The following is a 15,652-nucleotide window of genomic DNA, read 5'->3' on the forward strand; positions in this document are numbered from 1 at the left end:
AGTTCTAACGATTAACACCCCCTCAGTTCAATCGTCTTTGTTCCTCTTCAGAACCGGATTCCCTTTCTCTTTTATCCCTTTTAATATTGCTCCCAAAGGGCATTGAAAAACTTAACCTGACAATAGGGCCCTCATTGTCGAACAACCAATCATAAAAGATATCATCCTGTGGATTGTCCCCCACAAAGTTCCATTCGCTGCTGGTATCGAAAACATCCGTGACATTCAAGGCCAAGGAAGCACCAGATTGGAATCTTTTACGAATGCCAACGTCTAGGGTAGGCCTAGGTTCAGTCCTAATGAGACCTTCATATTGTGCCGAGTTGAGCTCACCAGAAATCTCAAGATTGAATTCCTTGCCCAAATCAAAGCTTTGAACCGTGGTCAGAATGAAACTAGTGTTCCTTTCGGTCACTGGTTCACTATCTATGATTGGTATTTGGTCCAGATAGTTCAAAAGAAGGTTGTACCTGCTGGACCACCAGGAGTTGATTTTCCACGGTAGGTCAGCTGTAAATGCCACGACCCGGTTTTCCTCACCTTGTTGTGCCTTGAACACCAATGCCTCGGGATTGCCTTCCAGTACGGCCTGCCAATTAAAAATAGGATCTGAGGTGTCCGTATATTGTAGACTAAGGTTCAGTCTCTTGTACCGGTAATCCAATTTGAACTGGTTTAAGATTGCTGGAATCAAGTTTGGATTTCCTGTGAACAGGGTATTTTGGTTGTAGAAGTAGAAAAAGGGAGCTAAGTTCAAGAAACTGGGCCGTTCAATACGTTGCACATAGGAGAGGTTCCATTCATTGTCTTCACTTTTCATATAGTTCAAGGATATACTGGGAAAAAGATTGTTCTGGATACGGTCAACGATTTGTCCCTGGTTTAGTACACTAAGGTCAAGATGATAGTATTCATAGCGCAGTCCTGTCCTGATCAAGAATTTGGGATTGACCTGAAAGTCTGTGGAAATGTAGGCTGCATAAATATCCTCGTCCAATTCAAAAACATCGGTAAAGCGGTCATCCTCTACAAAAACATCTCCAACAAGGTTGGATACCTCTACATCGTTCTGAAATTCGGAAAGGGCTGCCTTTGCTCCGGTCTCCAAGGTCAATTTTTCCGAGGATGCCGTGCTGAAGTCCAATTTGAACACGTTGATATCCAGTGGGGTCTCCGTATCTGAGATAAACTCATTGGTTTCTTCACGGCCATCATCAAATACCCTAATGGCGTCATAATCCGTTGGGTTCTCGCGTTCAAAACCGATATTGTCATAATTAAGGCTTATATTGGAAGTTTCCGAAAATTTATGCCTGAAGTTGAAGTTCAATAATGTCCTAAAGAGAAAGTTTTCCTCAACGCTCTCTATAATCTCTATGAAATTGCCAGTTTCCGTACTTCGTATATCGGATTCAGATATGGCATCCATAGTCCAGTCACGGATATTAAGGGAGGCCAATACCCCAATGGTGGTACGTTCACTAAGTTGATAATCCAGTCCTGCCTCCCCCGTGTAGAGGCCCATAAAGGGACGCCTTGCAGAGGTCAAATCCATAAGGACCTGTTCTTCAGTAGTATCATAGTCCGCAAAGACCACCACATTTTCTACGAGATTACCCAAGTTACCCGAAGCATTGGCAAAAAAGTAAATCTTGTCCTTTTGGTAGCTAAGGTTCAAGGAACCGCCATACTTGGCATGGTCCCCATAGGCGGTGTTCACCGAATAACTCCCTACCCAGCCTTCTCCTGTTTTTCGAATTGTGGTAATATTGATTATTCCGGCAACCCCTTGTGCATCATAGCTTGCCGGTGGCGATGTGATGAGTTCAATGGTATTTATGTTGTCAGCGGGCATATTATCGAGAAAGCTTATCAGTTCAGGCATATCCATACGCATCTGCTTATCATCCATCATGACCAGCACCCCCTGTTTTCCCATCATGCTGATTTGATTCGTAGAACGGTTCACGGTAACCGAAGGGGCTTTTGACAGTACGTTCAAGGTAGTGTTGCCTGCACTTGAGACGGCTCCCTGTACATTGACAACGGTTCTGTCGATTTTCTGTTGGATCAAAGGGAGTTCACCCCTAATCACCACCTCGGATAACATTTGTGTATCTACCTCCAACTGTATGGTGCCAAGGTCAGTGGCACTGTCTGGGGCTATAGATCCAGAAAAGAAATCCTTGTAGCCTAGAAGTGATACTTGGACCAGAACAGGTTTGTCTGAACTGTTCATCAGTTCAAACTTACCCTCCTCCGTACTTGTGGTACCATTAATCATTGTAGTATCCCGGGCCTTTAACAAAATGACGTTGGCAAAAGGCACAGGGGTATTTTGTTCATCTATGACCAATCCGGTAATGGGTTGTTGGGCAATTAGGGCAGTCTTGGCAAAGATGGTGATGACCATAAAAAGGAAAAGTTGATTCCTCATTTTTAGATTGTTTCCCCTAAAGTATATTCCGTGATTCTTGGGTCAATGCAAAAAAGGATATACAACCTATCAGGGGGCAAAAGATCGAGATTGAACTGGCTAAGTGTCGTTTGTAATGCTTCATCGGTGTTTTAAAACAGAAATGATGTGGTTGGTACTTTAAAGACCAGAACTTCCCCAAAAAATCGCTTCTTTTGAATATGAGAAGTCAATTGGCAAATGTTTTCACTAGAAAGGGAATATAATGGCTGGTCGCTGGAAAGAATTACAAGGCATATCCTGTATTGGGGTTTTTGGGTCACCTTTTATTGTGTATTAAATGCCGCATACCAGAGGACAGGGTACCTACAATGGTTGTGGTTGGAACTGATGTTCATGACCGTAAAGATTCCCTATGCCTATTTTGTAGCTTATTTTTTGTTTCCCAAGTTTCTTCCAAGAAAGCGGTATGTAATACTGTTCGCCCTGGTGCTGCTATTTGCATTTGTGGGAGTAGGGTTCATGGTGTTACTCCTTAAAGTATTGCCTCAGTTTGCAAGTGGACAACCTTCGATTTTTTGGTCAGCAAAAAGTATTTTCAGGGCACTCGATCTTATTTATGTAGCCTCTCTGGTAGTGGTGGTGAAGATGATACAGCGTTTTTTTCGGCAAGAACGGATGAATGAGCGTTTAAAAGCTGAAAAAATTGGTTCGGAACTACAGATGTTAAAAAACCAGTTACAGCCGCACTTTCTATTGAACACTTTGAACAACATCTACGGTCTGGTTTTAGATGGCGATAAAAAAGCAGGTAGCGCCCTGATACAGTTATCAAACATCATCAACTACATGTTATATGATTGCAATGTAGACAGCGCCGAACTACAAAAGGAAATAGATCTTTTGAAGAACTATCTGGAACTGGAAAAAATCAGGTATGGGGAACGCCTGGACCTATCGTTTGAAGTGGAAGGGGCCATAGCTGAAAACAAAATCGCTCCTTTACTGCTTATTCCCTTTGTCGAGAATTCTTTTAAACATGGTGTTTCCCAGAGCCAAGGGAAATCATGGGTTCGCATACTCATTCAGGTAAGTGCAAACCAGTTATCCTTTCAAATAGAGAACAGTATTGCCACCCCAACTGATAGTACTCCCGACCTTAAAAGCGGTATAGGGCTGGAAAATGTGCGCAAACGCTTAAACCTTATTTATCCGGGAGCTTACCAACTGGACATAATATCTAATGAAACCTTTTTGGTAAACTTAAAAATCAACTTATGAAATGCATGATAATTGAGGATGAAGAACCTGCCATCAAGGTTTTGGAAAGCCATATCAGTCATTTTACCGACCTGGAAATCCATAGTGTCCATACTAATACTATGGATGCGTTACCAATTTTACAGGAGGGGAAAGTGGATATTTTGTTTTTGGATATTCAATTGCCAAAAATCTCGGGCATAGAGTTTTTAAAAAGCCTGAGCAAAAAGCCGGCGGTCATTTTAACTACCGCGTATAGGGAATATGCCCTAGATGGATATGAGCTGGAAATCACCGATTATCTTTTAAAACCCATTTCCTTTGAGCGCTTTGCGAAATCCTTGGCCAAAGCTTACAGTTTTAGGAACAGCCAATTGGGACGAGAAGATGCAACACCGCAGTTGTTGGAAGGGAAGATAGAAAAGAGCTCTGTTTTTTCAGCTCCGTTCATTTACATCAAATGTGAACGTGAGTACGTTAAGGTGCTCTTGGAAGAACTATTATACGTAGAAAGCGTTAAGAACCATATCAAGGTAGTTACTGAAAAAGCAACTTTGCTTACGCTCATGAGCATCTCCCAGATGGAAGAAAAACTACCGCAAAAACACTTTATACGTATACATCGTTCATTTATCATTTCGCTTCACCATATTTCAAAGTTTAATCATACCTATATAAATATAGGAAGCAAGAACATCCCCATTGGAAGACATTATAAACAGGCCTTTTTCAAAAGTGTTGAGGAAAGGAAATTCTGAGCCACTATAGCTTTAGACTGTCCTGTCTATTTCTAGCATTGTATAATTAATCTAAATCATATTCAACATTATCTTTGCCGATAATAAAAACAGTCCCTGCAGGGTCCATTATCCAATGGTTTTCTTTTGGAATCTGTTCAAGTTCGTCACAGGTATCGATTCCGTTTACTTTTAAATATCTTGTAGCTTCATCGACATCTGGCGTTTTCAATTCCAACCAGGTTTCGGAATGGGTATAATTATCCACGCAATCCAACCACAGTATATTCTGACCAAATTTGACTTCGTGGGTACGTGAAACAGTTGGATTATCGATTGACTTTTCAGTTACTATCAGTTTTAGTACATCACGATAAAATTCAACTGTTTTTTCATATTTTGATTTTGGGATTTTTATCGCGATGTTGAGCCCCCCACTAAATTGTATTTTGTCCATGGCGCTTATATTGTTTAGATTATTGAAAGTTGTGCAATCTTTTTTTTCAAAATCAATCACACCAAAAAAAATTCCAAAATCGAATAAACATCACCGATAATAGGCTTTTGCGTTCGATTTTCCAGAGGTCTTGACTTAAGGTATTTTAGTGCCCAAATATTCCAAATTCTCAATAATGACACTAAAATAATTATTGAGTTCCAAATCTCTACTTTTTTTGAAAACCAATTTCATATCCAATTTATGGTCCAAGTCTTTAAGCTCGATGGTCTTAAGATTTAAATCAAATCCTTTCAGGGTCGATTTCCCCATCATGGTTATTCCAAGACCTGCCGATACCATTCTGAGCACAGAGGAAGTGTTAGGAGAACGGTGCACGATGTTCGGGAGGTAACCGAATCCGTTTATGATTTGGAGTATTCTTTCCATATAACCATATCCCTCTTGAGGGTGCAGTATCCAATCTTCGTTTCTACAATCTCCCAAGTCCCGGAACGAATTTTCATCCAAATGATGTTCTTGGGGCAAAATCAAAAAATAATTCTCGCGGTAGATTTCAACAGCATCGAAATTAGAGGGGACTAGGGCGTTGGGAACAAAACCGAAGTCAGCCTCGTTCGATTCCAATCTATCGAAAATGAACTGGTTACTGCCCTCCAATAAGGATACTTTTAGGTTGGGATTTCCTTGGTTTAAGTTTTGGAGCAGTGATGGGATTATGGAATGCATGGCCGAGCTCGCATGACCAATGGTAATTGTACCGGCATCCCCTTTGTCGATTTCGTTTGTCCTTTGTGCAATTTGTGTAATCTGTTCCAGTACCTTGCTGATTTCCCGTTTAAAGTAATCTCCAGATTCCGTTAGAACAATCTGTCGTTTAGATCTATCAAACAGTTTGGCCCCTATCTCTTCTTCCAGATTCTGGATTTGTCTACTAAGGGCGGGCTGGGCAATATAGGTCTTCTCCGCAGCTTTCCTAAAGTTCATGGTCTCGCAAAGAATCAAAAAGTTTTTCAGCTGTTCCGTGGTCATAAGTGATTAATTATTTTGATTTATTAATTAAAAATAAGTATTTTTTTTAATCAATTGTGCAGGATAGTTTTGTGGAAAGTCTAAAGACGTGCATCGCAATTTCGTTTTCATCTTATTTCTCCTCCTTACTCTATGTCCGACCCTTGGACAGGAATCCATAAAGGCGTTCCGGGCTTCAAGAACCTCGAACAGTGTACAGCTCGATGGAGAACTCACGGAAGGGGATTGGAAAAAGGCACAGACTATTTCGGATTTCACCCAGATTGAGCCGAGGCCCGGAGCACCGGCCACTTTTGCCACTGAGGTCAAATGTCTTTTTGATGAAAAGAACCTTTATTTTGGGATTATTTGTTACGATACCGTGGGTTCCAAAAATTACAAGGCGCCGAATCTTCAACGTGATTTTAATTTTCTGAACCACGACCTGGTGGGCATTACCATCGATGGGTTCAATGATAAGCGCAACAGTATTACCTTTTTTACCAACACTTATGGCGCACAACGGGACTACCAATCTTTTGATGATACTTACTTTGATGTTGCATGGAACGGTTTGTGGCAGGTAAAGACGACAAGCACCGATGGGGCTTGGATTGCAGAGTTCAGGATTCCATGGAAAACTTTACGTTATAGGTTCATTGAAGGTGAAGCTCCCCGTTTCGGGATAAATTTTCAGCGCGTGCAACGCAGTGCCAATGAGAAAAGTGCCTGGTCCGCCTATCCGCGCTCGGTTGGCTTCAACAGAATGGAGTTCACGGGAAAATTGGAAAATGTAGATGCCCCGGTACAAAAAATCAATTTACAGGTAAACCCATATTTCTTGGTCAATCAAAGGAACAAGGGTCAAACCGATGTCAAGACGGGGGGTGAACTGAAGTGGGCCCCAACTCCCAACCTCGTGGTCGATGCCACAGTGAATACTGACTTTGCCCAAGCGGATGTGGATCAAATCGTCAACAACCTTTCCAGGTTTTCCGTTCTGTTTCCCGAAAGGAGACAGTTTTTTCTAGAAAACGCCTCCCTGTTCTCAATTGGTCTGCAAGGTGGTGAAAACAGTTTCAACGGTGGTATTTCCCTGTTTCCCTTCTTTAGTCGGCGAATAGGACTTGACGGGACCAATCAACCCGTTCCCCTTAATTTTGGGGGGAGGTCCGTTTATCGGTCAAAATCTAGAAATATAGGCGCCCTGTTCATTCAGCAAGCCGCCACCGATGAACTTTCCAAAACTAATTTTGCCGTTTTCCGCTATCAGGAAAATATCGGAAGGTATGGACGTTTGGGCTTTCTTGGAACCAATAGGAGAGCTGACCAGAATTCATCGACAATTGCCCTTGATGGCTTCTTTCGTATGGGTGAAAAACATCTTGTCAATTTTTTGGCCTCATATGCCGAAGAAGAGGATAGCGGTTTTGCGGGCTATGTCCAGTATCGATATATCTCTGACAGGGTACTGGGATGGTTCACTTCCACACTTGTGGAGGACACCTACAATCCATCGGTTGGCTTTGTCTCACGCGACAACGTAATAGGAAATACGGCGGGTATCGAATTGAACCTACGGGGAAAATGGATTCCTTTCCCCTTACAGATTCGTGACCTTGCTCCAAGGATAAGCGCTGATTTTTATCATGACCCTGCCACTGGGAATTTGCAGGAAAGGAAATTGTTCACCGCCCCTTTACAGATTAATTACATAAGTGGCGCACGCACTCGTTTGTTCGGTGAGGCCAATAGGCAGGTGCTCAATACTTCCTTTACCCCATTGGGACTGACCATCGCTCCTGGGGATTACAAATACGTACTTTACGGTGTTGACCATGCAAGCGACGCATCAAAAAAACTATCATTTTTGGCCCGGTACAATACGGGGGGCTTTTATGATGGAGAATTACAACAATACGGTGGTAGGGTGAACTATTCCCCATTGCCACATGCCTCATTTGAGATGGTATATGAACACAATGACTTCAGCAATTTCCCTTCCCAAGTCGTTGCAGAGGACGTTTCCCTCTTGCAATTCAATGCTCGTTTCGCTTTGAACCCACAGTTACAGTTGACCAGTTTTTTTCAAAAAAACACTTTGAATGACCAGACCGTATGGAATTCAAGACTGGCTTGGGAATATAGCCCTTTATCGTTTTTCTACATCGTCATCAACAATAACGATTCCGATTTCACCGGTAGGAACAATGACCTGATTTTTAAGATCAATTTTTTGAAGCAGTTCTGATGGGGATAAGAAAGAATTGGAAGGTATGGTCACTCTTCTCCTTGTTATGTCTGATTTGGGGTAGCTCATTTTATCTTATTAAATTGGGATTGGAGGCTTACAGCCCAATACAGGTGGCCGTTGTTCGGTTGGGCTGTACATTGCCGTTTGTTGCTCCTTTTGCCCTAAAATTTTTAAGGCAATTATCAAGAACGTCATTAGGCTATGTTATCGTAGTGGGTCTGTTAAGTACCTTAATACCCTCTTTTCTTTTTGCTTTGGCACAAACAAAGGTGAACAGTGCTACAGCAGGTATTCTAAATGCGACCGTTCCGATATTTACTGTAGTAATTGGATATCTAGGTTTTAGGAAGACAATCAATAGGGTCACTTTTTTGGCCATTGTAATCGGTCTTTTTGCAGTGGGTACAATAATCCTGAAACGTAGCGACGAAACCCTATCCATAAACCAGTTAGCAATTTTCATACTATTGGCAACTTTTGGATACGGCCTCAATATTAATACGGTGAAGGCCAAACTCAAAGAAATAGATGCATTTGCCATAGCAATGGTGTCCGTTTTCTTTTCCGGGCTGCTTGTTTTACCATTGTTAATATTAGATTGGCAAAGTTATCGATTGGATACCCAAGCCCACGACTTAAAACCCTTGTGGGCTTTGCTAACTTTGGGAATCTTGGGCACGGCGCTGGCGCAATATCTTCAAAATGCCATTATAAAATTAACGGATACCGAATTCGCTAGCTCCGTAACGTACGTAATCCCAATTGTGGCGGTCTTCTGGGGATTGCTCGATGGTGAGGAAGTCAATCTCACTACTATAGTGGCCGGGATTTGTATTCTTCTTTGTGTTTATTTAATTCGTAGGGGATAGTGCCGCATGAAATTTTTGCCGAATTCAATGTCCGGAATCTAAGAATTAATAAGTCTTACCTATATGAGACTATCTTTAATTGCTTTTACCTTGATTCCCTTTTTTGCTATTTGTCAAGAAACCCAATATTATCAAGTAAGTTCTAAACTGAAGTTCAATACAATCGGTTTTGCACCTATTCCAGCATTTTCTTTCGATTCTCCTATTATCAATCCAAGTATAAATCTAAAAACGAATAGGCTGAACCTTTCTAGTGATATTGCCGTGGGTTTCAATGGTAGGCCTTGGTTGCTCAATCTTCGAACAAAGTACGCTTTGGTTAAGAAGGAAAAATATAACGTAACTTTTGAGGTCAATCCCTTCCTCTTTTTTTATGAAGATGTAAATTCATTATCCAAGACCATCATTGTGGCCCAACGAAACCTTAGTTTTATTCTAAGTGCAGAAACAGTTTTTTGGAAAAAAATGGGATTTAGGTTTACATATCTAAACAACCAAGGACTGGACCCAGGAGCCTTATCAGGACATTTTCTTTCTTTGGGTCCGTTTTTCGGACCGTTGTACAGCGATAAAAACCTGAACATCCTGTTCAACCCAGATATCAATTACCTAAGTTTTGAGAACGATACCAAAGGCTCTTTTTTCAACAGCTTTTTGATCATTGATTTTATCAAACTACCATTTAAGATACAATTTCAAGCGGTCAAGAAACTTTGGGCCAATTTTGATGTATTCAATTTCAGTTGGAACGCTGGAATTGTCTGGAACTTTTTAAATATTATTGAAACGAAAAAGACCAAACCATGAAAAAATTTATGTTGATTGTAAGGGAAGATCTTGAAAAAATAGGCAAAATGACCGATGAAGAACGATTTGCCAGTAGTCCTAATATGGTGGAATGGATAGATGGCCTTATCGAAAGCGGTAACTATATTACAGGCACTCCATTGTTGATCGAGGGTCGATATGTTGGCAAGGATTATGTACAATCGGATGGCCCGTTCATAGAATCAAATGAGGGAATTTCTGGATTTGACCTGATTTGGGCGGAAAATTTGGAACAGGCCACCGCGATTGCGCAAAGCTGTCCAATGGTTATGATTGGCATGGCCATACGCGAGGTAAGGCCCGTTATTGATATGCTAACCTAAAAAATGGACGTAAGAAGGGAAATAGAGGGTATTTACAAAGAATCCCATGGTCACCTTACGACCGTGTTGATGCAAAAATTCGGTTTTCTGGGTTTGGCAACAGTGGAAGATTTGGTCCAAGAGGCATTTGCCAAGGCCATGGAACAATGGCCAAGGAAAGGATTGCCAAAAAACCCTTCAGGTTGGTTATACCAATGTTGTAGGAACAGTGCCATTGACCTTATCAATAGATCAAGAAAAAATGGTGAATATTTCGACGATCAACTTGGCGAAGCAGAAAATAGACAGACCTTTGAAAATCAAATTAAGGATGGAAGGTTAAAAACCTTGTTTGATTGCTGTTATCCCAATTTAACACCAAAAACACGGATAGTCCTGGCCCTTAAATATGTTCTGGACTTTAGAACGGAAACTATTGCCCAACATTTTGGCATAAGTGGTGATGCTGTCGAGAAAATGCTTTACAGGACACGACAAAAATTGAAATCAGAGGATATCCCGTTGGATAATCTTCCAGATGAAGTTTACAAAAAGCGACTTCCAAGTGTGCACAAAGCGATTTATTTATTGTTTACTGAAGGTTGGAAAGAATTTCAAGCCGATGAAAGATTGCAGGGACTATGTGAGGAAGCCCTGCTTTTGAATACTGAATTGATACATAGTTCCCTAGGTGACACCGACACACTGGCATTGCAAGCATTGATGCTGTTCAATATTGCGCGATTGGAATCCAGGTTCGATGCCGAAGGAAAGCAAATTAGCATTGAACATCAGAACAGGGAGTTATGGGACCGCCAACTGATAAAGCTTGGCCATAACCATCTGGAGCTGTCGGAAAGCAACCATCTGTCATCGTATCATTTGGAAGCTGTGATTGCTTACAAACACTGTTTGGCGAGTTCATTCTTCGATATAGATTGGGAATCCATATGCAGATATTACAAAGTTTTGTCCAAGATTCATCCCAACCCTTTTGTGGAAATCAACTATGCTATAGCATTATATCATGCAGGTGATATGATACAAGCGCACAAGCGATTTGACAACCTAAAAAACAATAGATACCTCAATTCATCAAAGCTTTTGAAGAAGGCTATTGTTGAGTTTAATATGAAAACTATATTTTCTTGAAGAGTGGCTGATACTATTTTAAATTGAACACTTTGTTAAAGGGATATAGCTTTAAACTTGAATTTAACTGTCATAAAGAATAGCACTCTTGATAGTTGGTAAAAGGTAAAATCTTAGTACAACCGGTTAGATATGAATATGAAAACCATAATGGATTGGATTAGAGAAATAGACTTGGTTTCCAAAAAGTTCGAAGAGACATTTTCTGATTTCACCCAAGAAGAAATGAACTTTAAACCGGGAAAAAAGGTTTGGAGCATAGCCCAGAACATTGAGCATATTATTTTGTTGAACAGTTCCTATTTTGAATATTTCGAGGAAATCCACAATAGGAACCATTCGTTGCCAAAAATTGAAGATCTGGATACCAAAGCCCAGGAATCGGTGATTGCCCTGAAACCTTTCACTGGCCGTCAAAGGCTTAAACGCACGAACACTTGGGACATTTGGCAACCCAAAAAGGGTTTTATAGATAGGAATATTTTACGAGATTTTGAGGAAAGCCAGCTTCAATTCAAGAACCACATAAAAGGTTTCGAAGATTTACTCTTGTCAGAGACATTCATAAGGTACCCCGGACATTTGGACCTATTGTTCAAATTGGATGATTGTATTGAATTCTTGATAGAGCATGAGAATCGACATTGGAATCAAGTAGTTGAAATTGGGAGACATTCTAGCACGAGTAATGGGAGTTAATTGATTATCGATTCAAACATTAAGGGTGTCTATGTCAAAAAAATGTCCCCTAAAAGGGCCGTTTTATGCAACTAATCGATTAAATCGATTTTCATATTATTGAAAGTCCCATTCTGGGTCTTTTTTAGTAGTATCTATGATTTACCTTAAATAGTACCCATTTTATTTGGGTAGTTTTGATAGCATCTCGTATGTCTTTTTTACATATTTAGTAAATCGGCACAAACAACTTCTTACTCTGGATGTCCCTGGGAAATTCAGTTATCTCTACCATTTAAAGCTAAACAATCGTTCACCTTTTTTGTTTAATGAGTCGCAAGGCAAAGTCTTTCAGTCGAAGAGAAAGATAAACAACTGCTTAATAGCTACTGAGTAATTATATTGTTATTTTTAGGTTGCGAAAACAACTACTCTCTATGAAACGATTTTTCTTCTACCTTTTTTTAGCACTTTTTGTATTTCAGACCCAAGATATTTCGGCTCAACGCAAAAGAAATAAAACAACTACCGAAAATTATAACGAATCCCTTTACAGTTCCATTCAATGGCGTTTAGTGGGACCTTTTAGGGGAGGTCGTGCAGGAACCGTCTCCGGAGTCTTGAACAACCCCAATCTATATTATATGGGAACTGCTGGAGGTGGTGTTTGGAAGACTACCGACGCAGGAAACACATGGAGCTGTATTTCCGATGGGTATTTCGGAGGGTCGATTGGCGCAGTTGCCGTTTCTGAATCCGACCCAAACATTATTTATGTGGGGGAAGGAGAACAAACACTTCGAGGAAATGTCTCTTCTGGAAATGGGATTTGGAAAAGTCTTGACGCTGGAAAAACCTGGAAGTTTATTGGACTTGAAGGTTCAGAACATATCTCACGAATCAGAATTCATCCCACAAACCCTGATTTAGTGTATGTAGCAGCCATTGGGAATCTCTGGAAACCCAATGAAACTCGAGGGGTATATCGTTCCAAGGATGGAGGCGAGAGTTGGGAAAAGATACTTTATGAAAGTGATAAAGCAGGGGCTGGAGATTTGATTCTGGACCCAAACAACGCTAGAATTATATATGCGGCAACCTGGGAAATGAAAAGAAACGGGTACCGAATGGATAGCGGTGGACCCGATAGTAAAATGTTCAAGAGCACGGATGGTGGGGATACCTGGACCGATATCTCAAAATATTCCGGATTGCCAAAAGGGCCCTGGGGCATTGTAGGTATTGCGGTATCTCCTGTAGATTCCAATAGAGTTTGGGCCATAATAGAAGCTGAAGATGGAGGTGTTTTCCGTTCTGAAGACGCTGGCAAGACTTGGAAAAAAATCAATGAGGACCGTGCATTACGACAAAGAGCATGGTACTACAGTAGAATCTACGCCGATACACAGAATAAGGACAAAGTGTATGTGATGAATGTGAGTTATGGAGTATCAACTGATGGTGGAAAAACATTTACCCTAAAGAATGCACCACATGGAGATCATCACGACCTATGGATTGACCCAAACAACAATAATCGAATGGTGATAGCAGATGATGGGGGTGCGCAGGTTTCGAATGATGGGGGTGAGAATTGGACAACCTATCATAATCAGCCCACAGCTCAATTTTATAGAGTGACCACAGATAATTCTTTTCCCTACAGGATTTATGGAGCACAACAAGATAACAGTACGGTTCGGATAAACAATAGATCTTCTGGGTCCAGTATTACTGAACGGGATTGGGAGCCCACCGCTGGAGGCGAAAGTGCGCATTTGGCTCCTGACCCCAATAATAATGAAATTGTTTACGGAGGAACCTATAAAGGATATATGATGCGACAAGATCATTCTGTAAACCAAACCCGCTCCATTAATGTTTGGCCGGATAACCCTGCAGGTTCAGGTGCCGAAGTGATGAAATACCGCTTCAACTGGAATTTTCCGGTCAAATTCAGTATTCATGATGATAGCAAATTATATGTAGGGTCGAATTTTCTACATGCCACTACAAATGGAGGGCAATCTTGGGAAACCATTTCTCCCGACCTTACTCGAGGTTTACCAGAAACCATTAAATCATCCGGCGGACCCATCACTCAAGACAATACGGGTGCTGAGTTTTATTCCAACATTTTTGCAATTAACGAGTCTCCCTTGGAGGAAGGTGTCATTTGGGTTGGAAGCGATGATGGATTGATTCATATTTCAAGGGACAATGGAGCCAATTGGGAGAATATCACGCCCCCTGAAAGTATGAGTCCCAAACTCAATATGATTAATTGTATAGACCCAAGTCCCTTTAAAAAAGGAACAGCTTACGTGGCGGCAACTTCATACAAGTTTGGCGATTATACTCCCTATCTCTATAAAACAACGGACTACGGCAAAACTTGGCAAGTAATTACCAAAGGAATCAAAAGTAACTATTATACTAGGGCTATTCGTTCTGACAAGGTTCGTGAAGGGTTATTGTATGCAGGAACGGAATGGGGGATGTACGTATCCTTTGATGATGGAGCAAGTTGGTCGCCTTTTCAATTGAATCTACCTATCACTTCCATCCGAGACCTTCATGTTAGGGACAACGATTTGATTGCTGCTACACATGGTCGTAGTTTCTGGATGATTGATGATTTAACACCATTGCATCAGCTTTCAAAGGAAATGGCAGATTCACAGTTTTACCTCTATAAACCTGACAAAGCCTACCGTATGCAGCAGTCTGGAGGATGGCGAAAACCAAACACGAAGTTGGTCGGTGAAAACCATCCAAATGGGGCAATCATCAATTACTATGTAAAGGATGTAAAAGAAACAGATGATGTGTCCATTGAGATATTGGAGATGGATGGTACTTTGATTCAACGTTTTTCCTCCAAAGTGGAAAAAGGGGATAAACTAAATCCATCGGCAGATAAACCCTTGAAAGTAAAATCAGGAGGTAATAGACTAATCTGGAACATGAGGTATCCGGGCTACCGAACTTTCAAGGGTATGGTATTCTATTCATCTCCAAATTTGGGTCCTAAGGCCGTACCTGGAAATTATAAGGTTAAGATGAGTTATAATGGGCAAACTTCGGAAGAGGTTTTGACCATTGTGAAGGACCCTAGAATGCCCAACACAGAGAATAATTATAAAGAACAGTTTGATTTTCTTATGGATGTGAGAGATCAAGTTAGCAAGGCTAACACCGCAATCATTGACATAAGAAGAGTTAAAAAAGATTTGGATTATCTCAAGGGAAAATCAGGATTGAAAAAGGATTTGAAGGATATGATATCCGATTTTGAGTCGAAATTGGACGTTATTGAAAACAACATCCACATGACCAAAAATCAAAGTAGACAGGATCCCTTAAATTATGGTATTCGTATCAATAATAGGCTTGCATTTTTGATGACAGATTCGCAACGTGGGGATTATCCGCCAACCAATCAGGCCAAAGAATTCTTCAGTGAGGTTTCCAAGGAGTTAAATGTTGAGATTTCTGCCTTAAACCAATTGATGGATGAATACATTCCCAAGGTAAATGGACATGTAGATGCCAATAATATGGGAATAATCTCTTTGGAAAGATAAAACGAACTGGAACTGGAATGCATGATACCCAAAATCTGGGATTGATTCCGGTTCTTTTGGTTTTGGAAAGCAAAAGCTTGATAAAAAGGAAACAATAGTGG

The 15,652-nt window shown here is 40.9% G+C and carries 12 protein-coding genes; 9 read left to right on the forward strand and 3 right to left on the reverse strand.

Annotated features, from left to right (window positions below; all coding sequences use genetic code 11):
• Nucleotides 1-22 precede the first annotated feature (22 nt).
• Nucleotides 23-2,437: a TonB-dependent receptor gene (locus tag CLV81_RS13125; protein ID WP_106145561.1), complete on the reverse strand. Its 2,415-nt coding sequence runs from the start codon at nt 2,435-2,437 to the stop codon at nt 23-25.
• A 219-nt stretch (nt 2,438-2,656) separates the two neighbouring features.
• Between CLV81_RS13125 and CLV81_RS13130 the strand changes: the two genes are divergently transcribed.
• On the forward strand, nt 2,657-3,697 hold the full coding sequence (locus CLV81_RS13130; protein WP_106145562.1) for a sensor histidine kinase: 1,041 nt from the start codon (nt 2,657-2,659) through the stop codon (nt 3,695-3,697).
• Nucleotides 3,694-4,434 (forward strand): LytR/AlgR family response regulator transcription factor, encoded by a 741-nt coding sequence (locus tag CLV81_RS13135; protein WP_106145563.1) that lies wholly within the window; start codon nt 3,694-3,696, stop codon nt 4,432-4,434. The genes CLV81_RS13130 and CLV81_RS13135 overlap by 4 nt, the downstream gene beginning before the upstream one ends.
• Nucleotides 4,435-4,480: 46 nt before the next feature.
• Here the strand turns inward: CLV81_RS13135 and CLV81_RS13140 are convergent, their stop codons facing one another.
• The gene (locus CLV81_RS13140) at nt 4,481-4,870 is read right to left on the reverse strand and encodes a VOC family protein (protein ID WP_106147543.1); all 390 of its coding nucleotides are present in this window, start codon (nt 4,868-4,870) and stop codon (nt 4,481-4,483) included.
• A gap of 135 nt (nt 4,871-5,005) precedes the next feature.
• Entirely contained in the window at nt 5,006-5,902 is an 897-nt protein-coding gene (locus CLV81_RS13145) for a LysR family transcriptional regulator (protein WP_106145564.1), read from the reverse strand.
• Nucleotides 5,903-5,990: 88 nt separating this feature from the next.
• Between CLV81_RS13145 and CLV81_RS13150 the strand changes: the two genes are divergently transcribed.
• The 7 genes from CLV81_RS13150 to CLV81_RS13180 all read left to right on the forward strand — a co-directional run bounded on the left by CLV81_RS13150 (nt 5,991) and on the right by CLV81_RS13180 (nt 15,551).
• On the forward strand, nt 5,991-8,132 hold the full coding sequence (locus CLV81_RS13150) for a carbohydrate binding family 9 domain-containing protein (RefSeq protein ID WP_106145565.1): 2,142 nt from the start codon (nt 5,991-5,993) through the stop codon (nt 8,130-8,132).
• Nucleotides 8,132-9,004, forward strand: coding sequence for a DMT family transporter (locus tag CLV81_RS13155; protein WP_106145566.1), 873 nt, complete (start codon nt 8,132-8,134; stop codon nt 9,002-9,004). Before CLV81_RS13150 ends, CLV81_RS13155 begins: the two co-directional genes overlap by 1 nt.
• Nucleotides 9,005-9,067: 63 nt before the next feature.
• Entirely contained in the window at nt 9,068-9,811 is a 744-nt protein-coding gene (locus CLV81_RS13160) for a hypothetical protein (RefSeq protein ID WP_106145567.1), read from the forward strand.
• On the forward strand, nt 9,808-10,155 hold the full coding sequence (locus CLV81_RS13165) for a YciI family protein (protein ID WP_106145568.1): 348 nt from the start codon (nt 9,808-9,810) through the stop codon (nt 10,153-10,155). Before CLV81_RS13160 ends, CLV81_RS13165 begins: the two co-directional genes overlap by 4 nt.
• Nucleotides 10,156-10,158: 3 nt before the next feature.
• Nucleotides 10,159-11,286, forward strand: coding sequence for an RNA polymerase sigma factor (locus CLV81_RS13170; protein ID WP_106145569.1), 1,128 nt, complete (start codon nt 10,159-10,161; stop codon nt 11,284-11,286).
• Nucleotides 11,287-11,418: 132 nt separating this feature from the next.
• A complete protein-coding gene (locus CLV81_RS13175; protein WP_106145570.1) occupies nt 11,419-11,985 on the forward strand; it encodes a DinB family protein in 567 nt (188 codons plus the stop codon).
• Between the two features lie 416 nt (nt 11,986-12,401).
• Complete coding sequence (locus CLV81_RS13180) at nt 12,402-15,551, forward strand: WD40/YVTN/BNR-like repeat-containing protein (RefSeq protein WP_106145571.1); 3,150 nt, start codon at nt 12,402-12,404, stop codon at nt 15,549-15,551.
• Nucleotides 15,552-15,652 lie beyond the last annotated feature (101 nt).

This window comes from Flagellimonas meridianipacifica (assembly GCF_003001695.1).
GTDB classification, from domain to species: domain Bacteria; phylum Bacteroidota; class Bacteroidia; order Flavobacteriales; family Flavobacteriaceae; genus Flagellimonas; species Flagellimonas meridianipacifica.

What these genes read in the sequence shown, in the direction of transcription:
- CLV81_RS13165 (WP_106145568.1), top strand. Translation starts at nt 9,808, where the DNA reads ATGAAAAAATTTATGTTGATTGTAAGGGAAGATCTTGAAAAAATAGGC.
- CLV81_RS13155 (WP_106145566.1), top strand. Translation starts at nt 8,132, where the DNA reads ATGGGGATAAGAAAGAATTGGAAGGTATGGTCACTCTTCTCCTTGTTA.
- CLV81_RS13130 (WP_106145562.1), top strand. Translation starts at nt 2,657, where the DNA reads ATGTTTTCACTAGAAAGGGAATATAATGGCTGGTCGCTGGAAAGAATT.
- CLV81_RS13175 (WP_106145570.1), top strand. Translation starts at nt 11,419, where the DNA reads ATGAATATGAAAACCATAATGGATTGGATTAGAGAAATAGACTTGGTT.
- CLV81_RS13145 (WP_106145564.1), bottom strand. Translation starts at nt 5,902, where the DNA reads ATGACCACGGAACAGCTGAAAAACTTTTTGATTCTTTGCGAGACCATG.
- CLV81_RS13180 (WP_106145571.1), top strand. Translation starts at nt 12,402, where the DNA reads ATGAAACGATTTTTCTTCTACCTTTTTTTAGCACTTTTTGTATTTCAG.
- CLV81_RS13135 (WP_106145563.1), top strand. Translation starts at nt 3,694, where the DNA reads ATGAAATGCATGATAATTGAGGATGAAGAACCTGCCATCAAGGTTTTG.
- CLV81_RS13170 (WP_106145569.1), top strand. Translation starts at nt 10,159, where the DNA reads ATGGACGTAAGAAGGGAAATAGAGGGTATTTACAAAGAATCCCATGGT.
- CLV81_RS13125 (WP_106145561.1), bottom strand. Translation starts at nt 2,437, where the DNA reads ATGAGGAATCAACTTTTCCTTTTTATGGTCATCACCATCTTTGCCAAG.
- CLV81_RS13140 (WP_106147543.1), bottom strand. Translation starts at nt 4,870, where the DNA reads ATGGACAAAATACAATTTAGTGGGGGGCTCAACATCGCGATAAAAATC.
- CLV81_RS13160 (WP_106145567.1), top strand. Translation starts at nt 9,068, where the DNA reads ATGAGACTATCTTTAATTGCTTTTACCTTGATTCCCTTTTTTGCTATT.